General features: G+C 74.1%; 17 protein-coding genes. 6 read left to right on the top strand and 11 right to left on the bottom strand.

What is annotated here, in order from left to right:
* Window positions 1-46: 46 nt before the first annotated feature.
* Window positions 47-481, bottom strand: coding sequence for an Hsp20/alpha crystallin family protein (locus OO57_RS20935; protein ID WP_033254106.1), 435 nt, complete (start codon window positions 479-481; stop codon window positions 47-49).
* Between the two features lie 125 nt (window positions 482-606).
* On the opposite strand from OO57_RS20935, the gene OO57_RS20930 reads away from it, so the two are divergent.
* Both OO57_RS20930 and OO57_RS20925 read left to right on the top strand, forming a co-directional pair.
* Window positions 607-1,287 carry a hypothetical protein gene (locus OO57_RS20930; RefSeq protein WP_051778022.1) on the top strand — a complete coding sequence of 227 codons (681 nt, stop codon included), beginning with the start codon at window positions 607-609 and terminating at the stop codon, window positions 1,285-1,287.
* Entirely contained in the window at window positions 1,196-1,480 is a 285-nt protein-coding gene (locus tag OO57_RS20925) for a hypothetical protein (protein ID WP_033254105.1), read from the top strand. The genes OO57_RS20930 and OO57_RS20925 overlap by 92 nt, the downstream gene beginning before the upstream one ends.
* 36 nt (window positions 1,481-1,516) lie before the next feature.
* Here OO57_RS20925 and OO57_RS20920 read toward each other — a convergent pair whose 3' ends face one another.
* From OO57_RS20920 to OO57_RS20895, 6 genes are all read right to left on the bottom strand, one after another.
* Window positions 1,517-2,653 (bottom strand): ABC transporter substrate-binding protein, encoded by a 1,137-nt coding sequence (locus OO57_RS20920; RefSeq protein WP_051778021.1) that lies wholly within the window; start codon window positions 2,651-2,653, stop codon window positions 1,517-1,519.
* Between the two features lie 112 nt (window positions 2,654-2,765).
* Entirely contained in the window at window positions 2,766-5,534 is a 2,769-nt protein-coding gene (locus OO57_RS20915) for a SpoIIE family protein phosphatase/ATP-binding protein (RefSeq protein ID WP_033254104.1), read from the bottom strand.
* A 122-nt stretch (window positions 5,535-5,656) separates the two neighbouring features.
* A complete protein-coding gene (locus tag OO57_RS20910) occupies window positions 5,657-6,034 on the bottom strand; it encodes a hypothetical protein (protein WP_033254103.1) in 378 nt (125 codons plus the stop codon).
* 414 nt (window positions 6,035-6,448) lie between these two features.
* Entirely contained in the window at window positions 6,449-7,120 is a 672-nt protein-coding gene (locus OO57_RS20905) for a response regulator (protein WP_033254102.1), read from the bottom strand.
* 58 nt (window positions 7,121-7,178) lie between these two features.
* Window positions 7,179-8,396, bottom strand: a complete 1,218-nt coding sequence (locus OO57_RS20900) for a sensor histidine kinase (protein ID WP_106974055.1) — start codon at window positions 8,394-8,396, stop codon at window positions 7,179-7,181.
* A gap of 81 nt (window positions 8,397-8,477) precedes the next feature.
* On the bottom strand, window positions 8,478-10,664 hold the full coding sequence (locus OO57_RS20895; RefSeq protein ID WP_033254101.1) for an MMPL family transporter: 2,187 nt from the start codon (window positions 10,662-10,664) through the stop codon (window positions 8,478-8,480).
* A gap of 293 nt (window positions 10,665-10,957) precedes the next feature.
* On the opposite strand from OO57_RS20895, the gene OO57_RS20890 reads away from it, so the two are divergent.
* Complete coding sequence (locus OO57_RS20890) at window positions 10,958-12,397, top strand: condensation domain-containing protein (protein ID WP_081973840.1); 1,440 nt, start codon at window positions 10,958-10,960, stop codon at window positions 12,395-12,397.
* Between the two features lie 340 nt (window positions 12,398-12,737).
* Window positions 12,738-13,892: an endo-1,4-beta-xylanase gene (locus OO57_RS20885; protein ID WP_033254100.1), complete on the top strand. Its 1,155-nt coding sequence runs from the start codon at window positions 12,738-12,740 to the stop codon at window positions 13,890-13,892.
* Window positions 13,893-14,233: 341 nt separating this feature from the next.
* Here OO57_RS20885 and OO57_RS20880 read toward each other — a convergent pair whose 3' ends face one another.
* The 4 genes from OO57_RS20880 to OO57_RS20865 are packed head-to-tail and all read right to left on the bottom strand — an operon-like array spanning window position 14,234 to window position 19,672.
* On the bottom strand, window positions 14,234-16,612 hold the full coding sequence (locus OO57_RS20880; protein ID WP_033254124.1) for a beta-glucosidase: 2,379 nt from the start codon (window positions 16,610-16,612) through the stop codon (window positions 14,234-14,236).
* 8 nt (window positions 16,613-16,620) lie between these two features.
* A complete protein-coding gene (locus OO57_RS20875) occupies window positions 16,621-17,439 on the bottom strand; it encodes a carbohydrate ABC transporter permease (protein WP_033254099.1) in 819 nt (272 codons plus the stop codon).
* Window positions 17,439-18,374 (bottom strand): carbohydrate ABC transporter permease, encoded by a 936-nt coding sequence (locus OO57_RS20870; RefSeq protein WP_234337434.1) that lies wholly within the window; start codon window positions 18,372-18,374, stop codon window positions 17,439-17,441. The genes OO57_RS20875 and OO57_RS20870 overlap by 1 nt, the downstream gene beginning before the upstream one ends.
* An 11-nt stretch (window positions 18,375-18,385) precedes the next feature.
* Complete coding sequence (locus OO57_RS20865) at window positions 18,386-19,672, bottom strand: ABC transporter substrate-binding protein (protein WP_033254097.1); 1,287 nt, start codon at window positions 19,670-19,672, stop codon at window positions 18,386-18,388.
* A gap of 155 nt (window positions 19,673-19,827) precedes the next feature.
* On the opposite strand from OO57_RS20865, the gene OO57_RS20860 reads away from it, so the two are divergent.
* A complete protein-coding gene (locus tag OO57_RS20860; RefSeq protein ID WP_033254096.1) occupies window positions 19,828-20,853 on the top strand; it encodes a LacI family DNA-binding transcriptional regulator in 1,026 nt (341 codons plus the stop codon).
* 235 nt (window positions 20,854-21,088) lie between these two features.
* Complete coding sequence (locus OO57_RS20855; RefSeq protein WP_033254095.1) at window positions 21,089-22,354, top strand: FAD-binding protein; 1,266 nt, start codon at window positions 21,089-21,091, stop codon at window positions 22,352-22,354.
* The last annotated feature ends 49 nt before the right edge of the window (window positions 22,355-22,403 follow it).

The raw sequence follows: 22,403 nt of genomic DNA, 5'->3' as shown, positions 1-22,403 counted from the left end.
AGCAGGGGTGTCCGGCCGCGCCCGGGGGCGGCGCGGCCGGGCCGGGTCAGGCCTGGATCTGTCGGCGGGCGCCGCCGTGCGCGACCGCCACCTTGCGGGGCCTGGCCTTCTCCGCGACCGGGATCCGCAGCGTCAGCACGCCCTCGTCGTAGTCCGCGGCGATGCCGTCCGGGTCGAGGGTGTCGGCGAGCACGACCTGCCGGGAGAAGACGCCCAGCGGCCGTTCCGACAGCTCCCACTGCACGTCCTCGCCCTGCTGCCGCGGCCGGCGCTCGGCCTTGACGGTCAGCACGTTGCGCTCGACGTCGATGTCGATCGCCTCCGGGTCCACCCCGGGCAGGTCGAAGCAGATCACGTACTCGTCGCCGGCCCGGTACGCGTCCAGCGGCATCGGGGTCGGACGCGACCAGGTGCCGGTCGTTCCCAGGAACTGCTGGGTGAGCCGGTCGAGTTCGCGGAACGGGTCGGTGCGCAGCAGCATCGCGAAACACCTCCTGTGGGATCAAAGGGTGCCGGTGCACATCACCTGGATCCGTTCTAACACGTCATCCGACGGATGACAAAGCGGATCCGTCGTCGTTAGGGTGACACCATGGAGGTGACACCATGAACCGGAAGCCGCCGCCCGACCCCGCCCGGCCCGTCGCACAGGTGCCGCTGCTCGCCGCCGCCGCGGCCCTGGCCGCCATCGACGACGCCGTGCGCACCGCCCAGGGGCCCGGGACGGGGGCACCGGCACCCGGCACCGGCGCCGCGCCGGACCCCGAACCGGCCCTCGCCGCCCTGGTCCTGCTGCGCGAGCTCCGGGCCCAGCTCGCCGGGTGGGAGGCCGGCCTGGTGGAGGACGCCCGCGCCGCCGGAGCCACCTGGGCCGACCTCGCCCACCCGATGGGGGTCGCCAGCCGCCAGGCCGCCGAGAACCGCTACCTGCGGCTGCGCCGCGCCGGAGCCGCCCCCGCCGCGGGGACCGGCGCGGAACGCGTCAAGGCCGTCCGCGACCACCGGGCCGCCGAGCGCGCCGTCACCGCCTGGGCCCGCGACCACGCCGCCGAGCTGCGCACCCTGGCCGCGCAGCTCACCGCGGCCGGGCTCGGCCCCGACGCCCGCACCGCCCAACGGATCCTCACCGCGGCGCTCGGCACCGCCGACCCCGCCGACCTCCTCGCCCCGCTCAACGACATGCGCCCCCACCTCGATGACAACCACGACCACCTCGCCACCCGCCTCGACGCCCTGGCCGACCGCACCGACCGGCTCCGCGACGCCAGCAACCGGCGCCGCGCCTGACCCCGCCGCGGCCGCCCCCACCGACGCATCCGGCCCGCCCGGGGCCCGCTGGGACCTGCTGCTGCACCGGCTGGACCTGGCCGCGGCCCGGGCGCGCTCCGAGACGGCGGCCGCCCTGACCGCCCTGGACGCCCGCCTCGCCCGGCTCGACGCCCTGCGCGGACAGCTGGCCGACCGGCCGGACCCGCCCTGACCCGGCGGCCTCCGCCCGGCCCCGGCCGGGGGCGGGTCATCGGGGAACGACGGCGGGCCAGTTGGCCTTGACCACGGCGAGGGCGGTGATCAGCTGCTGCTGGGTGGGGAAGGACGTGGTGCCCTCGACCGTCGGGAGCCGGTCGGCGAGGGCGCGGTCCAGGGTGCCCTCGCGGGCCATGACGTCCATCAGGACGGGGCGCGCGTAGTCCACCAGCCGCAGGTTCTGGCCCTCCACCGAGTTCAGGTACTCCTCCCACAGGCGGGCCGCGGCCGGGTGCGGGGCGTCCTTGCTGACGGCCTGCGCGTAGTACTGGGCGAAACTGCCGTCGAAGGGGATGGCCACCTTCCAGTCCACGCCCGCGGCCCGGAGCCCGTCGACGTGCTGGAGGTTGAGGAAGTCCCACTCCACGCTGATCGGCGTCTCGCCGGCGGCGATCGCGCTCACGCTGGAGTTGGCGTGGTTGAAGTTGCCGATCCGGTTCAGGTGGGCGAAGAAGTCGATGCCCGGCTGGATGTCGGCGAACGAGCCGCCGTTGGCGAGGGCGACCGCGTACACGGCGGCGAAGACCGACCCGGCGCTGGTGGGCTCGCCGGTGAGCGCGACCATGCCCTTGTACTGCGGGTCGAGCAGTTCGGCGAAGGACTGCGGGCAGTGCTGCACCCGCTTCGCGTCGCAGCCGATGGCGACGAAGCCGCCGTAGCTGTTGTACCAGCGCGCCTTGTGGTCCTTCTGGAAGCCCGGGATCCGGTCGTACCGCTCGGTCCGGTACGGGGCCAGCAGCCCCTGGTCGGCGGCGGACTGGGCGAAGGGGTCGCCGAGGTCGAGCACGTCGGGCGCGCGGTCCTGGCCGCGGTACCGCTTGACGTCGTCGATCTCCTGCTGGCTGGAGCCCTCGGGGTTGTCGTTGACGACCTCGATCCCGTACTTCTTCGAGAAGCCGTCGATCAGCCCGCCGTAGTTCGCCCAGTGCGGCAGCAGGGTGGTCGTGTTGAGCCGGCCCTCCGCCTGCGCCTGCCGGACCAGCTCGTCCATCCCGCCCGCCGCCCGGGCCGAGTCGGCCCGCGCCACGGGCACCGGGCCGGTGTCCCCCTGGCCGCAGGCGCCCAGCCCGGCCGCGGTGACGCCCAGGCAGGCGGCGAACAGGGCTGCCCGGCGGCGGGAAACGGCCATGGTGCCTCCACGGTGCGAAAGCGGGCGGTCCGACGCCTGGCGGGACCCGGGTCGTCACGGTCCGTACCGGAATCCCGTCCGCGGTGACGCTGGGTTCATTCTACGGCGGGTGTCACGACCCGTCCTCGTCCCACCCGCCGTCGTCCCACTCCCCGAGCAGGTCCGCCCCCAGCACCTCGTCGTCCGGGCCCCCGCTGCCGTCGAGCGCCTGCGAGGACCAGATGGTCTTGCCCCGGGCCGAGTAGCGCGTCCCCCAGTGCCGGGCGTACCGGGCGACCAGGAACAGGCCGCGGCCGCCCTCGTCGGTCTCCTTGGCCCGGCGGATGTGCGGCGCGGTGCTGCTCCCGTCGGAGACCTCGCAGATCAGGGTGCGGGCGTGCAGCAGCCGGACCTTGATCGGCTCCTTGCCGTAGCGGACGGCGTTGGTGATCAGCTCGCTGAGGATGAGCTCGCTGCCGAAGGAGACCTCGTCCAGGCCCCACTCCGCGAGCTTGCGGGCGCAGGCGTTGCGGACCGGACCCACCGCCGCCGGGTCGCTCGGCACCTCCCACTCCGCCACCCGACCCGGGTCGAGCAGCCGGGTCCGGGCGACCAGGAGCGCGATGTCGTCCTCCTGCCGGTCCGGCGGCAGGCCGTCCAGCACGGCGGCGCAGACCTCCTCCGGCGACCGGTCCGGTCCGCTGACGGTGCGGCCCAGGGACTCCAGCGCGGTGTCCAGGTCACGGGTGCGGCTGCCCAGCAGCCCGTCCGTGTAGAGCACCAGCCGGGAGCCCTCGGGCACCGTCGCGGAGGCGGTCTCCACCGGCAGTCCGGCGCCCAGGCCCAGCGGCGGCGAGACCGGCGGACGCAGGAAGACGACCTTGCCGTCGGGGTGCACCACGGCCGGCGGGGGGTGACCCGCGGTCGCCGCGGTGACCTGTCCGGAGACGGCGTCGTAGATCACGTACAGGCAGGTGGCGCCGGTGATCGCGGGCACGTCGTCGGCGACGCCGGGCGCGGGCCCGGGGCGGTCGGGGGCCTCACCGCCCCGGGCCTCGCCGTCCGGGGCCTCGCCGTCCGGGGCCTCGCCGTCCGGGTGGTCCTCCTCGTCCTGGACGTCGATCCGGGCGACCAACTCGTCCAGGTGGCCGAGGAGTTCGTCCGGCGGCAGGTCCAGGGCGGAGAAGTTGTGGACGGCGACGCGCAGGCGGCCCATGGTGGCCGCGGCGTGCATGCCGTGGCCGACCACGTCGCCGACCACCAGGGCCACCCGGGCGCCGGGCAGCGGGATGACGTCGAACCAGTCGCCGCCGACCCCGGCCAGCGCGGGCAGGTAGCGGTGGGCCACCTCCAGCTCGTCCTGCTCCGGCAGGCCCCGGGGCATCAGGCTGCGCTGCAGGGTCACCGCCATGGCGTGCTCGCGGGTGTAGCGCCGGGCGTTGTCGATGCAGGCGGCGGCCCGGCCGGCCACCTCCTCGGCGAAGGAGAGGTCGTCCCGGTCGAAGGGCGGGGAGTCGTCGGCCCGCCAGAAGTTCACCAGGCCCAGGACCGTTCCGCGGGCCAGCAGGGGCACCACCACCAGGGAGTGCAGGCCGGAGTCGAGGATCCGCCCGGCCCGCTCGGGGTCCTGGGCGCGCCAGCCGGCGGAGGCGGCGAGGTCCGGTTCCAGCACGGACCGCCCGCTGCCGATGCCGGCCGCCATCGGCGTGCTGTCCGCGAAGTGGATCAGCCGGCCGACGGGGTACAGCGGGTGGTCCTCGGCCAGGCCGGCCACGGCCGTGCGGCGCAGTCCGGAGGCGTTCCCGTCCACCTCCTCGCCGCGCAGCACCGGGTCGCGCAGCTCGACGGTGACGACGTCGGCGAACCCCGGGACGGCGACCTGCGCGAGCTCCTCGGCGGTGCGGGTGACGTCCAGCGTCGAGCCGATCCGCATCCCGGCCTCGTAGAGCAGCCGCAGCCGTTCCCTGGCCACCTCGACCCGCCCGGTCAGGGCCCGCAGCTCGGTGGTGTCGCGCAGGGTGACCACGTTGGCGCGGTGCACGCCGAAGGGCGCGGTGGAGCGCTTGTTCAGGGCCAGCAGCCGGTCGCCGGCCTGGTGCACCTCGTCGTCGGCGGTCCGGTCCGAGCCCAGCAGTTCGGCGGTGCGGGGGTCGAGGCCCAGGTCGCGGACGCGGCTGCCCTCCGCGTCCGCCCGCAGGCCGAGCAGGCGCCGGGCCTCGTCGTTGGCCAGCAGCAGGCGGCCGTCGCCCCCGATGATCAGGACGCCCTCGCGGACCGCGTGCAGGACCGCGTCGTGGTGCTCGTACATCCGGGTCATCTCGGTCGGGCCCAGGCCGTGCGTCTGTCGGCGCAGGCGGCGGCTGATCAGGGCCGTGCAGCCCGCGGCCAGCGCGACCGCGGCACCGGCGACGGCCAGGAAGACGGGCAGCTGCCGGTTGACCGCGTGCCGGACCGACTCCACCGTGACCGGGGCCGACACGATGCCGACCACCTTGCCCGTGGCGTCCTTGACCGGCACGGCCGAGACCACCGAGGGACCCAGCGCTCCCCGGAAGGTCCGGGTGAAGGCGTTGCCCTGGGCGGCCTGGGCGTACGGGCCGATGACGTGCTTGCCGATCTGCGCCGGATCGCTGTGGGTGAGCGTGATGCCGTCGAGCCTGTACACGATGAGGGCGTCGACGCCGGCCGCCTTCCGGGCGTCCTCGGCCAGCGGCTGCAGCGTCGCGGTCGGGTCGGGGCCCTCCAGGGCCTCCGGCAGCCCCGGGGCGTGCGCGAACGCCTGCGCGGCGGCGATCGAACGGTGCCGGGCGTCGGCGGTGGTCTCCCGGCCGGTCTGCAGCACGACGGCCGCCAGCGCTCCGGCGATCAGCACCAGGACCAGCAGCAGCTGCAGGAGGAACATCTCCCGGGCGAAGCTGCGCGAGGCCCCCCGGCCCGGCGGACGGGGTGGTCGGTCCTGCGACCTGACCGAATTCGGCCTCATGTACCCATTAATCCCGTTCGGTGAGCGGCTGGCAAGAAAATTCACCGAGAGTGAGCGGACGTGCGGCCCGACCGGGCGCGCGGGGCGGGGAGCTCGTGGACGGCGCAGCCCGCCGCCTCGAAGCGGAGCGCGGTGGCGCGGGCCTTCTCGTCGTCCGGCGAGAAGACGAACGGGCCGGGGATCACCACGGCCGAGACGTGTCCGGCCGCGGCGGCGGCCAGCAGGGAGTCCAGGGCGGTCAGCGGGTCGTGCGGGTCGCGGCCGTTGTCCATGAACACGGTGGCCTCGCCCAGTCCGGCGTCCAGGGCGTAGCGGCTGAGCACGCCCCAGAAGTCCAGCAGGAGGCCGGCGTCGTGCGGGTGGCAGCGCAGGTAGATGGCGGTGGGTCGGCTGGCGGTCGGGCGGGTCCTGGCGTTCATGGCTGCTCGCCTCCGGGAGGTCCGGGCGGGGCCGCGGGTCGGACGTGCGGCCCGGGTGGGGCGTGGGCGGCGGGCCGGGAAGGCGGCCGCCTCGGGCGGCGGCGGCCGACCGGGCGGGAAGACGTCACCCGGTGGGGCCGACAGCGGGCGTCCGGAGCGGTCGGGCCTGACATGTCCAAACGCGGTGCCACGTATCCGACTCCTGCGGGAGCATCCGCGTCAAGGGGGAGAAAAGGGACGAGACCGGCTTGTGACGTCCGGCGCCACCGGGGCGGGAGGGGCCCGGGGGGCCGCGGCCGCCGGGTCCGGACCGCCCTCGCCCGCCCGGCTGCCGGGCGGGCCCGGCCGCGCTCGGACCGTACCGCGCTCGGACCGTACCGCGCTCGGACCGTACCGCGCTCGGACCGTGCCGCGTCACGGACCGCCGGGGCGGACCAGGCCGGTCTCGTAGGCGATGACGACGAGCTGGGCGCGGTCGCGGGCGCCGAGCTTGGTCATGGCGCGGTTGACGTGGGTCTTGGCGGTGAGGGGGGTGACGAACAGCCGCTCGGCGATGTCGTCGTTGGAGAGCCCGGCCGCGACGAGGGCGACGACCTCCTGCTCGCGGGCGGTGAGCACGTCCAGCCGGGGCAGGGCGGCGCGGCGGCCGGGGTCGGGCTGGGCGAGGAAGCGGCCGATCAGGGCCTTGGTGGCGGCCGGGGAGAGCAGGGCGTCGCCGGCCGCGACGACCCGGATGGCGTCGAGGAGCTCCTCCGGGTCGATGCCCTTGCCGAGGAAGCCGCTGGCCCCGGCGCGCAGGGCCTCGGCCACGTACTCGTCGCTCTCGAAGGTGGTGAGGACGAGGACCTTGACCCCGGCCAGGTCCTCGTCCGCGGTGATCAGCGCGGTCGCGGCGAGGCCGTCCAGGTCGGGCATCCGGATGTCCATCAGGACGAGGTCGGCGCGCAGTTCGCGGGCGAGCGCGACGGCCTCCCGGCCGGTGCCCGCCTCGCCGACCACCTCCAGGTCGGGGGCGGAGTCGATCAGCAGCCGGAAGGTGCCGCGCAGCAGCGCCTGGTCGTCGGCGAGCAGGACGCGGACGGTCATCGGTGGGGTCCTTCCGGTGGGCGGCGGTGGGCGGCGGTGGGCGGCGGTGGGTCGGCCCTCACGGCCGGCAGCCCTGGCGGCCGCCGCCGGGCAGCGGCAGTTCGGCGTGGACGCGGAAGCCGCGGCGGGGGCGGGGGCCCGCGGTGAGGGTGCCGCCGGCGGCGCGGGCGCGCTCGTGCATGCCGATCATGCCGTGCCCGGTGCCGTCGCCCGCGCCCTGCGGGCCCCCCGCGGCGGGGCCGTCGTCCTCGACGGTGAGCCGGAGCAGGCCGGGGGCGAAGTCGAGGCGGACCCGGGCGGTGGTGGGCCCGGCGTGCTTGTGGGTGTTGGTGAGGGCCTCCTGGATGATCCGGTAGGCCGTCAGGTCGGTGATCGGCGGGAGTCCGTCGGGCTCCCCGGCGCGCTCCAGGGCGACGTCCAGGCCGGAGTGCCGGAAGGCGTCGAGCAGGTCGTCGAGCCCGGCCAGGCCGGGGGCGGGTTCGCGCGGCGCGGCCTGGTCGCCGCTGTGGCGCAGCAGGCCGACGGTGGCGCGCAGTTCGTCGAGGGCGGCCCGGCTGGTGTCGCGGATGCGTTCCAGGGCCTGGTAGGCGTGCTCGGGGTCGGTGCGCATCAGGTGGTGGGCGACGCCCGCCTGGGCGTTGACCAGGGTGATGTGGTGGGCGACGACGTCGTGGAGTTCGCGGGCGATCCGCATCCGCTCCTCGGTGACCCGGCGGCGGGCCTCCTCCTCGCGGGTGCGTTCGGCGCGCTCGGCCCGCTCGACGACGGAGGCGAGCAGTTCGCGGCGGCTGCGGACGGCGTCGCCGATCGCCACCGACAGGCAGGGCCAGGCGATCAGGCCGAGGTTCTGCGGGAGCTCCTCCAGCCCGGAGCGGACGATCAGTGCGGTGAGGGTGAGCACCCCGGCCGCGCAGCAGCCGGTGCGCCAGGCGGTGCGCCGGTCGGTGCGGGTGGCGACGGCGTACAGGGCGACGCCGACCGCGAACAGGGAGATCCCGAACGCGTCCGGGTGCGGCGCGGGCGTGAACGGGAGCAGCACCAGCTCGACCACGCCGACCAGCACCGTCGCGGCGGCCACCGGCACCGGCCACCGGCTGCGGACCAGCAGCGGCAGGCAGGAGGCCAGCAGGAGCAGCAGGTAGGCGGGGACCGAGGCGTCGCGGTGGTACGCGGTGGCGGCGGTGACCGGGGCGGCGAGCAGGAAGCAGGCCAGCGCCACCGCCACGTCGGTCCGCCGCGGGCGTCCGCCGCACCAGCGCCTGAGCATCTCCGTCATCTGCACTCCTTCACCGTACGCAGTTCCACCGCACGCGACGGGGCCCAGCCGGTCCCGTCGACCGGCCGGGCCCCGCGGGGGTCAGCGCCGGGCGTCCGCGAGCTCGGGTTCCCGGACGGGGGCCGGGTCGGGCTCGCCCTCGACGGAGACGTGCGGCAGCAGGCGGTCGAGCCAGCCGGGCAGCCACCAGTTGGCGGCGCCGAAGCGGTGCATCAGCGCGGGGACGAGGACCGTCCGCAGCACCAGCACGTCGAGCAGGACGGCCAGGGCCAGGCCGAGCCCGAACTCGGCGATCATGCGCTGCCCGGCGAACAGGAAGGCGGCGAACACGCAGGCCATGATGACGGCGGCGGCGGTGATGACCTGGCCGGTCTCGCCGTGGCCGACCCGGACGGCTCGGTGGTTGTCCCGGGTGTGGGTCCACTCCTCGTGCATCCGGCTGATCAGGAAGACCTGGTAGTCCATCGAGAGGCCGAACAGGATCGCGATGATCATGACGGGGGCGAAGGCCTCGACCGGCCCGGCCGCGCCGACCCCGAGCGCCTCGGAGCCCCAGCCCCACTGGAACACCGCGACGATCGCGCCGAACGCCACGCCCATGGTCAGCAGGTTCATCGCGACGCCGATCAGCGGCACCAGCAGGCTGCGGAAGGCCACCATCATCAGCAGGCAGCCCAGGCCGACGATGATCCCGATGAACAGCGGCAGCTTGGAGATCAGCACGTCCGCGAAGTCCGCGGCGGTGGCGGTGGCGCCGACGTGCACCTGGAGGCCGGTCCCGGCCTCGGCGGCGGGGACGGTGCGCTCGCGCAGCTCGGTGATCAGCTCGGAGGTCTGCGCGGACTGCGGGGAGGTGGTGGGCACCACCTGGACGGTGCCGATCCGCTGCCCGTCCTGCATCGGCGCGGCCGTGACCTGGGCGACGCCGTCCAGGCCCTTCAGCTCGGCGACCAGCTCGGTGAGGGCGGCCTTGTCGGCGGCGTCCGGCGCCTCGGCGACCAGCAGCAGCGGGCCGTTGAAGCCGGGGCCGAAGCCCTCGGCCAGCAGGTCGTACGCCTGCCGGGAGGTGGTGGACCTCGGGTTGTTGCCCGCGTCCGAGCTGCCCAGGCGCAGCGACAGCACCGGCAGCGACACGGCGAGCATCAGCAGCAGCGCGACCAGCGCCCTGCCGGTGGGCCGGGCCTGCACCCTGGCGGCCCAGCGCGGCCAGAACCCGGTGGTGTGCTCCTCGCCGGGGCCCTGCTCGGCCAGGCGGCGGCGCTGGGCGCGGCTGAGCACCCGCAGCCCCAGCAGGCCGAGCAGCGCGGGCAGCAGGGTGACCGCGGCCAGCACGGTCAGGGCGACGGTGAGCGCGGCGGAGACCGCCATGCCGTTGAGGAAGCCCATGCCGAGGATCAGCATGCCGAGCAGGGCGATCACCACGGTCAGGCCCGCGAACAGCACGGCCCGGCCGGAGGTGTTCAGCGCCTTCGCGGAGGCGTCCTCGACGCTCAGGCCCGCCGTCAGGCCCTTGCGGTGCCGGTTGACGATGAACAGCGCGTAGTCGATGCCGACGCCGAGGCCGACCAGCACGCCCAGGGTGGGCGCGACCGAGGCGATGCTCATGCCGTGGCTGAGCAGCCCGGTGCCGATCACGCCGGTGCCGACGCCCGCGACCGCGGTGAGGATCGGCAGCGCGGCGGCCCAGGCCGAGCGGAACACCAGCGTCATCACGACCAGCGCCGCGACGACGCCGATGACCTCGCTGAGGCCGCCCATCTCGGTCTCGGTGTTCTGCACCGCCTGCCCGCCCAGCTGGACGTCCAGCCCGCCGGTGCGGGCCTGCTCCGCGAGGTCGATCACGTGCTCGACGTCGGCCTTGGGGACGGCGTGCGCGTCCCCGGTGAAGGTGACCTGCGCGTACGCGGTGGTGCCGTCGGCGCTGACCTGGTGGGCGCCGCGCTCGGTGTACGGGCCGGAGACCGAGGCGACGGACGGGCTGTGCGCGACGGCGTCCAGCGCCGCGGTCATCCGGTCCTTGACGGCGGGGTCGTTCACGGTGCCGGTCGCGGTGTGCCACACCACGGTGTCGGTGTCCCCGGCCGCGGCGGGCATCTGCTCCTTCAGCAGGTCCATCGCCCGGCTGGACTCGGTGGCGGGCATCGCCATGCTGTCGCTGTACTTCGTGCCGACCGCTCCCGAGACCGCCCCGAGACCGACCAGCAGGCCCAACCACAGCAGTACGGTGACGAGCCGGTGCCGGTGGCACCAGCGAGCGAGGACGGACATGCGCGACTCCCGTTTTCGGCCTTCTCCCGGTCTCCCCCACCCTCCCCGCCGCCCCGCCCCGCTGTCGTCCCCCGTCCGCGGACACCCGCCGTACCGCGTCCGCAGTACCCGGCGGCGGCCCGCTACCGCGTCCGCGGACGTCCGCAGCTGATCCTCCGTCAGCAGCGCCCGCACCGGCGCGGCGGGGTGGGTCAACTTCCGCCGCCCGGGCGGGGGTTCGCGCGGTAGGCTGGCCGCAAGGGGACCGGGGCCGGCGGTGCCGCACACCACGACTCCGCCCGGAGGTCCCGTCGATGCACGCCAGCCGCACGGTCCACGCCCACGGTGCCCACGACGCCGACCACGCCGTCCGCCTGCCCGGGGAGGGCCCCGGCGGGCCGCTGCCCGCACCGGCCGAACGGGTCGCCGTCGCCTTCGACGGGCTGGCGGCGGGCACCGGACCGCTCACCTGGGGCCAGTGGTCGCTGTGGGAGGCGATGGTCCGGCACGGCTCCTGGATGCCGCTCGGCGGCACCAAGGCGCTGGAGCCCGGGACGGGCCTCGCCGACCTCGCCGCCGAACTGCGCTACCTGGTCACCCGCTACCCGTCGATGCGCACCCGGCTGCGCTTCGACGGCGGCCCCGAACCGCTCCAGGAGGTGGCCGGGGCGGGCGAGGTGCTGCTGGAGGTGCACGACGCCCCCGCGGACGGCGACCCCGCGGCCACCGCCGCCGCCGTCGAGGCGCACCACCGGCACGCGCCGCTCGACGCCGCCGCCGACTGGCCGGTGCGGATGGCCGTGGTCCGGCACCGCGGCGCCCCCACCCACCTGGTCGTGCTCGTCTGCCACCTGGCCACCGACGCCGCCGGGGCCCGCACCATGCTGCGCGAGGTCGCCGAACGCAGCACCGCGCCCGCCGAGGGCCTGCAACCGCTGGACCAGGCCCGCTGGCAGCGCTCCCCCGCCGGGCTGCGCCAGGACGAACGGGCGCTGCGCCACCACGAGCAGCTGCTGCGCTCGGCGCCCCTGCTCCCGTCGCGCCCGCTGCCCGGCCCGACGCCGCCGCCGCCCGGCCCGCGGTACTGGACCGGCGAGCTGCGCTCCCGCGCCCTGGGCCCCGCCGCCGCGGCCGTCGCCCGGCGCACCGGCGCCACGCCCACCACCGTCCTGCTCGCCCTGTACGCCGTCGCGCTGGCCCGCGCGACCGGCGTCAACCCGGTGGTGCTGCGCCCCATGGTCGGCAACCGCTTCCGCCCCGGCCTGGCCGACGTGGTCTGCATGCTCTCCCAGCTCGGCCTGTGCTCCGTCGACCTGGCCGGCGCCACCCTCGACGAGGCCGTGGACCGCACCCGCCGCGCCGCCCTGGGCGCCTACAAGCACGGCTACTACGACCCGCGCCGGTTCGCCGGCCTGCTCGACCGGGTCTCCCGGGAGCGCGGCCCCGGCCTGGACGTCTCCCGGGTCTTCAACGACCGCCGCGCCGAGACCCCCGACGACGGCGCCCCCGTCCCCGCGGCGGCCGAGCTGCGGGCCGCCCGGGCGGGCGGCGGCTTCCGCTGGACGGACCGGACCGACCGGCCCTCCGAGCGCCTGTTCCTGAACGTCGAGGACCACCCCGAGGGCGTGCTGCTCTCCTTCACCGCGGACGTCCACCACTTCCCCGCGGAGCGCGTCGAACCCCTGCTGCGCGACCTGGAGGGCCTGGCCGTCGCGGCCGCCCACGACCCGGCCGTCCCGAGCGGCGTGCACTGACCCGGCCGGGCCCCGCGACTTCCCTGCCCGCCGCACCGGCACGGTGCGGCGGGCAGGTCCGTTTCGGCGGGCCTCGCCGAGCAGGAGGGTAGGCCGCCGCCGACCGGCCCGTCAATGAAAAGTACCGAACTTCGATCGGAAAGTTCGATCCTCCGGGCCGGACGGCGTTTTCCCAGACCACTCGCTTCCGGGTCACGGAAGCCCGGGCGGATCGTTCAACTTCTGAGGCGTGCAGCGTTATTGACTGGGGTGGATTTGCCGCACTAGCTTCTTGGAAGTTCGATCGATTTTTCGAAACTTTCGAAACCTCTCGCTCCTCCCCCGTACCAAGGAGTCCGTTGTGAAGCCACGCCGCCGACTTGCGGCCGCGGTCGCCACCGCCGCCGTCCTCGCGCTCGCCCCCTCCGCGGTCGCCATCGCCTCCCCCGACAAGCACCCCAAGGCGCCGGCCGACTCGCTGCGCGCCCTCGGCGACCGCCAGAAGCTGGGCATCGGCACCGCCGTCGACGACGCCCACCTGGGCAGCGACAAGCCGTACACCGCGATCGTCGCGGACCAGTTCTCCGTCGTGACGGCGGAGAACGCCATGAAGTGGGAGTCGGTGGAGCCCACCCGCGGCAGCTACGACTGGGCCGCCGCCGACCGGCTGGTCCAGTTCGCCGGGGAGCACGGCCAGCAGGTCCGCGGCCACACCCTGCTGTGGCACAACCAGCTGCCGTCCTGGCTCACCACCGGCGTCGCCGACGGCAGCATCAGCAAGGACGAGCTGCGCGAGATCCTGCACAAGCACGTCACCGACGAGGTCAGCCACTTCCGCGGCAAGATCTGGCAGTGGGACGTCGCCAACGAGGTGTTCGCCAACTCCTGGGACCCGAACCCGCTGCCCAACGGCCTGAACGGCGACGACTTCTGGATCAAGAACCTGGGCGAGGGCGTCCTCGCCGACGTCTTCCGCTGGGCCCACCAGGCCGACCCGAAGGCCCTGCTCTTCTACAACGACTACAACATCGCCGGCCAGGACGGCAGCAACGCCAAGTTCCAGGCCGTGCACGACTACGTCGCGGAGCTCGTCGCCCAGGGCGTCCCGATCCACGGCGTCGGCGAGCAGGGCCACCTGGACACCCAGTACGGCTTCGACGGCAAGCTCTTCCAGTCCGACCTGCAGTCCTACGGCGACCTCGGCCTGAAGGTCGCCGTCACCGAGGCCGACGTGCGCACCTTCGTCAACAACGCCACCGAGCAGGTCCCGACCAGCCAGCTGGCCGCCTTCGCCCAGCCGTACGAGTTCTCCCAGATGCTCAAGGCCTGCCAGCTGGTCGACCAGTGCATCTCGTTCACCGCCTGGGGCGTCTACGACGGCGACTCCTGGATCCCCGGCACCTTCGCCGGCACCGGCTACGGCCTGCTCTACGACGTCAACATGGCCCCCAAGCCCGCCTACTACACCCTCCAGCAGGACCTCCAGCTGGCCGCCCGCCCCGGCGGCAAGAAGTAACTCCCCCTCCCAGCAGCCGGCCCGCAGCCACCCCCACCCCACGGGGGGCCTGCGGGCCGGCCTCGTCGTGCCCGGGCCCGTCCCGGAGCGGGCCCGGGCTCCGGGGCGGGCTGCGGCTCCCGGGGCGGGCTGTGCGGCTCCAGGACCTGCCGCGGCGGCTCCGCAGGCCCGTACTGCGCGCCCCCGCAGAACCCGTGCCACCGCGCTCCCGCAGGACGGGCCCACGGCCCCGTGGAACGCGCCGGTGCCGCCTTCCCCGCCATCCCCGCCATCCCCGCCGGACGCGCCGCGGCCGCGCCCCCTGCGGGAGGGGACGCGGCCGTGGCGGTGGTGCTGCGGGGTCAGGCGGTGCGGATGTCCGCGTGGAGGCGGCGGGTGTGGTCCAGGGTGCGGACCGGGCCCTCCAGGCGGACGTCGGCGGTGAGGTGGGCGGTGGTGCTGGAGGCGGCGATGCGCAGTTCCAGGGCCCCGGGTTCGACGGTCCGGCGGCCGTCGCGGCCGGTGAAGGAGGCGAGGTCGGCGGGCACGTCGATCAGGACGCGGGCCTGCTCGCCGGGTTCCAGGGTGACCCGCCGGTAGCCGATCAGGCGCTGGACGGGCTGGACGACGCTGGCGACGGGGTCGTGCAGGTAGAGCTGGACGGTCTCGGTGCCGGTCCGGTCGCCGGTGTTGCGCAGGGCGAAGGAGAGGGCGAGCGTGCCGTCGGTGCCGGTGGTGCCGCGTTCGACCTGGAGGTCGGTCCAGTCGAAGGTGGTGTAGCCGGTGCCGTGGCCGAAGCCGAACGCCGGGGTGGGGTCGGTGCTGGAGACCTCGCTGGGCCCGGCGAGGCGGGCAGCCAGGTAGGTGGAGGGCTGGACGCCGGGCCGGGCCGGGATACTGACGGGCAGTCGGCCGGACGGGTTGACCCGGCCGCTGAGGACGGCGGCGACCGCCTCGGTCCCGGCCTCGCCGGGGAAGAAGGTCTGCACGAGGGCGGCGGACTCGGTGACGGCGCGCCCCAGCGCGTAGGGGCGGCCGGCCAGCAGCACCGGGACGACGGGCGTCCCGACGTCGAGCAGGGCGTCGAGCAACTGCTGCTGCACGCCCGGCAGTTCGAGGGACTCGACGTCGCAGCCCTCGCCACTGGTGCCGCGTCCGAACAGGCCGGCCCGGTCGCCGAGGGCGACGATCACCACGTCGGCGCGGCGGGCGGTGTCGATCGCCTCGGCGAACCCGGAGGTGTCGGTGCCGTCGACGCTCGCCCCGGCGACCGTCCAGATCTCGCTGCCGGGGAACTCGGCGGCCAGCGCCTGGCGCAGCGTGGGCAGTTCGATGCCGACGGGGACGCCGGGGTGCTGGCTGCCGACGTGCACGGGGAAGGCGTAGCAGCCGAGGACGGAGGTCGGGGTGTCGGCGTTGGGGCCGATCAGGGCGATCCGGCGGGGGGCGCGCAGCGGGAGGGTGCCGTCGTTGCGGAGCAGGACCACGGCGCGTTCGGCGATCTCGCGGGCGAGTGCGCGGTTCTCGGGGCGGTCCAGGTCGACGGTGCCGCGCAGGGCGGCCGCGTCGTCCAGTTCCCGTCCGGCCAGGGCGGCGGGGACGGCGTCCCAGTCCTCGTCGAGCAGGCCGAGTTCGGCCTTCTGGGCCAGGACGCGGTGCAGGGCCCGGTCGATCAGCTCCTCGGGGACGGTGCCGTCCTCGACGGCGCGCAGCAGGGGCTCGCCGAAGGTCTTGACGGTGGGGAGTTCGACGTCGACGCCGCTGGCCAGGGCGAGGGCGGCGGCTTCGGCCCAGTCGCCCGCGACGCCGTGCAGGAGCTTGAGGAAGGCGATGCCGAAGTAGTCGGCGACCACGGTGCCGTCGAAGCCCCAGGTGTCGCGGAGCAGCCCGGTGAGCAGCTCGGCGTCGGCTGCGGAGGGGACGCCGTCGGTGTCGGTGTAGGCGTGCATGACGGAGCGCGGGCGGCCCTCGCGGACGGCCATCTCGAAGGGCGGCAGGATGACGTCGGCGCGTTCGCGGACGCCCATGCCGACGGGGGCGAGGTTGCGCCCGGCGCGGGAGGCGGAGTACCCGGCGAAGTGCTTGAGGGTGGCGACGACGCCCGCGGCCTCCAGGCCCTGCACGTAGGCGGTGGCGACGGTGCCGACCAGGTACGGGTCCTCGCCGATGGTCTCCTCGACCCGGCCCCAGCGGGCGTCGCGGACCACGTCGAGGACGGGGGCGAGGCCCTGGTGGACGCCGACGGCGCGCATGTCGCGGCCGATCGCCTCCGCCATCCGCCGGATCAGGCCGGGGTCGAAGGTCGCGCCCCAGGAGAGCGGCACCGGGTAGGCGGTGGCGCCCCAGGCGGCGAAGCCGGCCAGGCACTCCTCGTGGGCGAGGGCGGGGATCTTGAAGCGGTTGGCGGCGGCGATCCGCTGCTGGCTGCGGGCCAGCGAGAGCGCGCCGAGCGCCGGGTCGACCGGGACGGTGCCGAAGGGGCGGGTCAGCTGGCCCAGTCCGTTCGGCAGGAGGGTGTCCAGGTCGGGCGGCTCCTCCATGTCGTGCTGGTGCGGGGCGACGTCGCCGCCCTCGTCGGAGGCGCCGACCCAGACGCCGACCAGCTGGCCGAGCTTCTCGGGCAGCGTCATCTCGGCGATCAGGGCGTCCGCGCGCTCCGCCGGGGTCAGCGTGCGGTCGCGCCAGCGGGGGGCCGCGGTGGCGGCGGTGGCGGGGGCTTCGGTAGGAACGGCCACGTTCATCTTGTCGGTCACTTTCCTCCGACGCCCATGAGGCCCTGGACCAAGGCGCGACGGGCGAACAGGTAGACGATGAAGATCGGGAGCATCGACAGCACGACGGCGCTGAGCAGGCCGGGCACGTCGACGCCGTGCTCGGTCTGGAAGTTGTACAGGCCGAGGGTGATGACCTTGGTGCTCTCCGACTGGGTGAGGATCAGCGGGAACAGGAAGCCGTTCCACGCCTGGAGCGCCGAGAAGACCACGACGGACGACAGTCCGCCCTTGGACAGCGGCACCACCAGCTGCCAGAACACCCGCCAGGGGCTGGCGCCGTCCATGGCCATGGCCTCGTACAGCTCGTTGGTGATGTCGCGCATCGCGCCGGTCAGCACGAGCGTGCACACCGGCAGGCAGAACGCAGCGGTGGGCAGGATGACGCCGATCAGCTGGTCGTACAGGCCGGCCTTGCTGATGACGTAGAACATCGGCACGATCACGGCCTGCGCCGGGATCGCCAGGCCCAGCAGGAAGACCCGGAAGACCGTGCTGATGGTCCTGCCCCGGGCGCGCACGATCGCGTAGGCCAGCGGGGGCACGACGAGCAGCACGATCGCGACGACGCTGACGGTGACGATCAGGGTGTTGAGGAAGTCCTGGCCGAAACCGTTGGAGAAGTCGTCGAAGTAGTTCTGCAGGGTCAGGTGGTCGGGGAAGCTGAGCGGGCCCTCGGAGGAGTAGCTGGAGCGGGTCCGGAAGGTCGAGATCAGCAGGACGTACAGCGGGAAGCCGACCAGGACCAGCCAGACCAGCGAGCCGAGCCCGGCCAGGTAGTTGGGGCGCCGTCGCATCACAGTCCCTCCGAGGTGCTGCGCATCTTGTCGTAGCCGGAGAGCCGGACGACGGCGAGCGAGATCAGGGTCGCGACGACGACGAGGACCAGGGCGATGGCCGAGCCGGAGCCGAAGTCGAAGCTCTTGAAGGCCTGTTGGTACATGTAGTAGGCGCTGTTCGTGGTGTCGGTGCCCGGGCCGCCCTGGGTCAGGATCAGCACGGTGTCGAAGGTGGTGAGGCCGCCGACCAGCATCAGGATCATCGAGGTGATCATGGTGTTGCGCAGCTGCGGCAGGGTGATGTGCAGGAACTGCCGGACCTTGCCCGCGCCGTCGATCGCCGCGGCCTGGTAGAGCACCTGCGGGATCGCCCGGGCGCCGCCCTGGTAGAGCAGGGCGTGCATGGGCGTCCACTGCCACATGCCGACGAAGGTGAGCACCGCGATCGCGCCGCTCTGGCTGCCCATCAGGTTGCCGTCGCCGAACAGCCAGGTCATCTCCGAGGGGATGCCGAAGTTCGGGTCGAGGATGGCCCGCCACACCACCGAGATCGCGGTCGCGGACAGCAGCAGCGGGACGAAGAAGATCGCCGACAGCACGGCCCGGTTGCGCTGGTGCCCGGCCGCCCACACGCCCAGCAGGATGCTCACCGGGGTCTGCACGACCACGCCGGCCACGGTCAGCACCAGGGTCAGCCAGATGCTCTGGGTCATCACCGGGTCGTGCAGCAGCTTGGTCCAGTTGTCCAGGCCGTTGAAGGTCGGCGCGCTCACGCCGTCCCAGCTGGTGAAGGAGAGGACGGCGACCAGCACCAGCGGCAGGATCGCGAACAGCAGGAAGAAGACGGTGGCGGGTACCGCCCAGACCAGGCCCGGGCGGGTCACCCCGACACCGCTCCGGCGCCCGGCCCGCAGGCGGCGGCCGGACGCGGATGCGGAGGAGAGTGCACTCATGTGGATTCGTCTCAGGAGGCGGGAAGGGCCTGCATGGCCTTGATGAAGCCGTCCACGTCGAGCTTGCCGCTGAAGAACTGCTGCACGGCGGTGTGGATGGGCGTGGTGGCGGCCGGCGGGTACGCCTGGTCCCAGGAGAGCTGGAACGACGGGGCGGCCTTGACCAGGTCGTACTGGTACTTCGAGTACTCGGGGCTGGCCGCGGTGCTCAGGAACTGCTCGGTGTTCGTGGTGGTCGGCAGGTTGCCGATGGCCAGCTGGGCCTTCACGAACTCGTCGGAGTACATGAGCTTGAGGAACTCGGCGGCTTCCTTGGGGTGCTTGGTCTTCTTCAGCACCGAGTAGAAGTTGTTGGTGTTGCCGACCACGTCCGCCGGGTCGCCCTTGCCGTCGGCCACGGCCGGGAAGTTGCTGTAGCCGAGGTCGTTCTTGGCGAAGTCCGGGTTGGCGTCCTGCTGGGTGGCGTACGCCCAGGAGCCCATCAGCTCGAACGCGGCCTTGCCCTTGGCCAGCAGGGCCGGGGAGCCGCCGTCGGTGAACTTCACCGAGTCGAAGTTCGAGCCGAACGCGCCCGCGTCGACCAGCTGCTTGAGCATGCCCAGCGCCTTCTTCGACTCCGGGCTCTCCCAGGCGGTCTTGTCGCCGGACAGCGCCTTCTGGAACAGCTCGGGGCCCGCGACCCGGTCGAAGACGTACTCGTACCACATCAGGGTCGGCCACTGGTCGCCGCCGCCGAGCGCGAACGGGGTGACGCCCTTGCCCTTGAGCACGGTGACGGCGTTGAGCAGCTCGTCCCAGGTCTTCGGGACGCTCAGGCCCGCGTCGGCCAGCACCTTCTTGTTGTTGAACAGCAGCACCGGCTGGGTGCCGCGCATCGGGATGCCGTAGGACTTGCCGTCGATCACCGCGGTGTTGAAGACGGAGGAGAGGAAGTTGCCCTTCAGCCCCGGGTCCGCGGCGATCATGTCGTCCAGCGGGAGCAGCAGGTCCGCCTTGACGTAGGGCTGGATGCTGCCGCCGCCCCAGTTGAAGAAGATGTCCGGGGCCTGCGGGGTGTTGATGATCGTGTTCAGCTTGGACTGGTAGTCCGCGCCGGGGATGGTGTCCAGCACGACCTTGACCTTCGAGGTCTTGTTGAAGGTCTCGACGATCTGCTTCTCGACCTTGTTGCTGGCGTCGCCGTAGACCAGGACGTGGATCGTGTTGGAGCCGCCGGCGGAGGCCCCGCTGCTGCAGGCCGTCACGCCCACGGTCGCCAGGGAGAGGCCGAGGGCCACAGCGAAAGCACGTCTCTTCATCTGGGGGTCTCCTAAAGTTTCGAGCCGAGTCTCGAAATAACTGCCTGGCCGGGACGCTAAGTTGCGGGCGTGTTGCGGGTCAACCCCTCGTGCCGAGGGTTACTGAAGCGTGATCCGGGGGTTGGCCCGGACCGCCCGTGCCCTATGCTGCGTCCATGGAAAAGGGCGATGAACTGGGACGGGTCACCCTCGCGGACATCGCGCGAGAAGCCGAAGTCTCGGTTTCGACGGTTTCGAAGGTCCTCAACGGACGTACCGACGTCTCGGCGTCCACCCGGGGCCGGGTCGAACGCGTGCTGCGCGAGCACGACTACCAGCGCGCCGCCCGCAACGGCGGCGAGGCCCCGCTGATCGAGATCGTCTTCCACGAGCTCGACAGCCTCTGGGCGATGGAACTGCTGCGCGGCGTCGAGAACGTGGCCAACGAGCACGGGGCCGCGGTCGTGGTCGCCCACAGCGGCTCCCGGCACGCCCCCGGGCCCGGCTGGATCGACGCGGTGCTGCGGCGGCGGCCGCTCGGCGTGGTGCTGGTCTTCTCCACCCTGCCGCCCGAGCTCAAGCGCCAACTCCGGGCCCGCTCCATCCCGTTCGTGGTCATCGACCCGGCCGGCAACCCGGACCCGGACGTGCCCTCGGTCGGCTCCGCCAACTGGGCCGGCGGCCTGGCCGCCACCCGGCACCTGATCGACCTCGGCCACCGGCGGATCGGCATCGTCACCGGCCCCGAGGACACCCTCTGCTCGCTCGCCCGGCTCGACGGCTACCGCTCCGCGATGTCGATGGCCGGGCTGGAGGTCGACCCCGAGCTGATCGCCTTCGGCGACTTCCACGCCGAGGGCGGACTCGCCCGCGCCAAGCGGCTGTTGGAGCTCCCCGACCGGCCCACCGCGATCTTCGCGGGCAGCGACCTGCAGGCGCTCGGCGTGATGGAGGCGGCCCGGGTCTGCGGCCTGCGCGTGCCCGAGGAGCTGTCCGTGGTCGGCTACGACGACCTGGACATCGCCCAGTGGACCAGCCCCGCGCTGACCACCATCCGCCAGCCGCTGCGCGAGATGGCCGAGCAGGCCACCCGGCTGATCCTCGCCCTGCGCAGCGGGGAGATCGGCGCCGCCCCCACCCGGCTGGAGCTCTCCACCACCCTGGTGGTGCGCTCCAGCACCGTCGGGCCCGGGCCGCGCTGAGCCGGGGCGCACCGAGCCGGGGGCACCGAACTGGGGTGCACCGAGCCGGGGTGCACCGAACTGGGCCGCGCTGAGCCGGGGCGCGCTGAGCCGGGGCGACGGCCGCTCCGAAACTTTCCGCCGGTCCGCCCCTTGCCCCGCTGACCTCGGCGGACTAATTTGTAGTTCGGCATTGCAAATGGGAACGGCCGTACGTCCGGGCGCCCCGCACCGACCGCCCCCTGGGGGTGCACCGATGACGACCACCGACCCCACCGGCCCGGCCCCGCTCAGCAACTGGGCGGGCAACCTGGTCTTCGGCGCCCGCGCCGTGCACCGGCCGCGCACCGTGGCGGAGCTGCAGGAGCTGGTCCGCCGCAGCGAGCGCGTCCGGGCCCTGGGCAGCGGCCACTCCTTCAGCCCGGTCGCCGACACCACCGGCGACCTGGTGCTGCTGGACGGCCTGCCGACCCGGATCGAGATCGCCCCGGACGCCCGCAGCGTCACCGTCTCCGCCGCCACCCGCTACGCGGAGCTGGCCGTCGCCCTCCAGGCGGCGGGCCTGGCCCTGGAGAACCTGGCCTCGCTGCCGCACATCTCGGTCGCCGGGGCCACCGCCACCGGCACCCACGGCTCGGGCGACGGGCGCCGCTCGCTCGCGGCCGCCGTCCGCTCGCTGGAGCTGGTCGGCGCCGACGGCGAACTGCGCACCACCTCGCACCCCGGCGCGGTGGTGCACCTGGGCGCGCTCGGCGTCGTCACCGCGCTCACCCTGGACGTCGTCCCCGCCTACGCCCTGCGCCAGCACGTCCACCTCGGCCTGCCGCTGGCGCAGTACGCGGCGCACCTGGACGAGGTGCACGCCGCCGGGTGGAGCGTCAGCCTGTTCACCGACTGGGGCTCGGACACCGGCCGGGTCTGGGTCAAGCAGCTCGACGACGGCACCCCCGCCGCGACCGTCCCCGGCGCCCGCCCGGCCGACGCCCCGCAGCACCCGGTGCCGGGCATGCCCACCGCCCACTGCACCGCCCAGCTCGGCGCCCCCGGCCCGTGGCACGAGCGACTGCCGCACTTCCGCCCCGAGTTCACCCCGAGCAGCGGCGCCGAGCTGCAGTCCGAGTACCTGCTGCCGCGGTCGGCCGCGGTCGCGGCGATCGCCGAACTGCGTTCGCTGGGCGCGCAGTTGGCGCCGGTGCTGCACATCTCCGAGGTGCGCACGGTGGCCGCGGACGAGCTGTGGCTCAGCCCCGCGTACGGGCGCGACTCGGTGGCCTTCCACTTCACCTGGAAGCCGGAGCCCGCCGCCGTCGCCCCGGTGCTCGCCGCCGTGGAGCGCGCCCTGCTGCCGCTGGGCGGCCGCCCGCACTGGGGGAAGGTGACGCACGCGCCGCGGGCCGCCGCGGCCGGCTACGAGCGGCTGGGCGACTTCCTGGCGCTGCGTCAGGAGCTGGACCCAGCGGGCAAGTTCGGCAACGCCTTCACCGACCGGCTGGCCGCCACCGCCGCCGCTGCCCGCGACTGACCCGCCCCCGTCTTTCCCGCCCCACCGCCCCACCGCCCCACCCCACCGC

This window comes from Kitasatospora phosalacinea, assembly GCF_000717185.1.
In the GTDB taxonomy this organism is placed as follows: Bacteria; Actinomycetota; Actinomycetes; order Streptomycetales; family Streptomycetaceae; genus Kitasatospora; species Kitasatospora phosalacinea_A.
This window is presented reverse-complemented; position numbering and strand designations above follow the sequence as displayed.

Coding starts and splice junctions, on each gene's coding strand:
- OO57_RS20865 (WP_033254097.1), bottom strand. CDS start 19,672: ATGAAGAGACGTGCTTTCGCTGTGGCCCTCGGCCTCTCCCTGGCGACC.
- OO57_RS20890 (WP_081973840.1), top strand. CDS start 10,958: ATGCACGCCAGCCGCACGGTCCACGCCCACGGTGCCCACGACGCCGAC.
- OO57_RS20855 (WP_033254095.1), top strand. CDS start 21,089: ATGACGACCACCGACCCCACCGGCCCGGCCCCGCTCAGCAACTGGGCG.
- OO57_RS20925 (WP_033254105.1), top strand. CDS start 1,196: ATGACAACCACGACCACCTCGCCACCCGCCTCGACGCCCTGGCCGACC.
- OO57_RS20895 (WP_033254101.1), bottom strand. CDS start 10,664: ATGTCCGTCCTCGCTCGCTGGTGCCACCGGCACCGGCTCGTCACCGTA.
- OO57_RS20860 (WP_033254096.1), top strand. CDS start 19,828: ATGGAAAAGGGCGATGAACTGGGACGGGTCACCCTCGCGGACATCGCG.
- OO57_RS20870 (WP_234337434.1), bottom strand. CDS start 18,374: ATGAGTGCACTCTCCTCCGCATCCGCGTCCGGCCGCCGCCTGCGGGCC.
- OO57_RS20905 (WP_033254102.1), bottom strand. CDS start 7,120: ATGACCGTCCGCGTCCTGCTCGCCGACGACCAGGCGCTGCTGCGCGGC.
- OO57_RS20935 (WP_033254106.1), bottom strand. CDS start 481: ATGCTGCTGCGCACCGACCCGTTCCGCGAACTCGACCGGCTCACCCAG.
- OO57_RS20920 (WP_051778021.1), bottom strand. CDS start 2,653: ATGGCCGTTTCCCGCCGCCGGGCAGCCCTGTTCGCCGCCTGCCTGGGC.
- OO57_RS20900 (WP_106974055.1), bottom strand. CDS start 8,396: ATGACGGAGATGCTCAGGCGCTGGTGCGGCGGACGCCCGCGGCGGACC.
- OO57_RS20875 (WP_033254099.1), bottom strand. CDS start 17,439: ATGCGACGGCGCCCCAACTACCTGGCCGGGCTCGGCTCGCTGGTCTGG.
- OO57_RS20915 (WP_033254104.1), bottom strand. CDS start 5,534: ATGTTCCTCCTGCAGCTGCTGCTGGTCCTGGTGCTGATCGCCGGAGCG.
- OO57_RS20910 (WP_033254103.1), bottom strand. CDS start 6,034: ATGAACGCCAGGACCCGCCCGACCGCCAGCCGACCCACCGCCATCTAC.
- OO57_RS20930 (WP_051778022.1), top strand. CDS start 607: ATGAACCGGAAGCCGCCGCCCGACCCCGCCCGGCCCGTCGCACAGGTG.
- OO57_RS20880 (WP_033254124.1), bottom strand. CDS start 16,612: ATGAACGTGGCCGTTCCTACCGAAGCCCCCGCCACCGCCGCCACCGCG.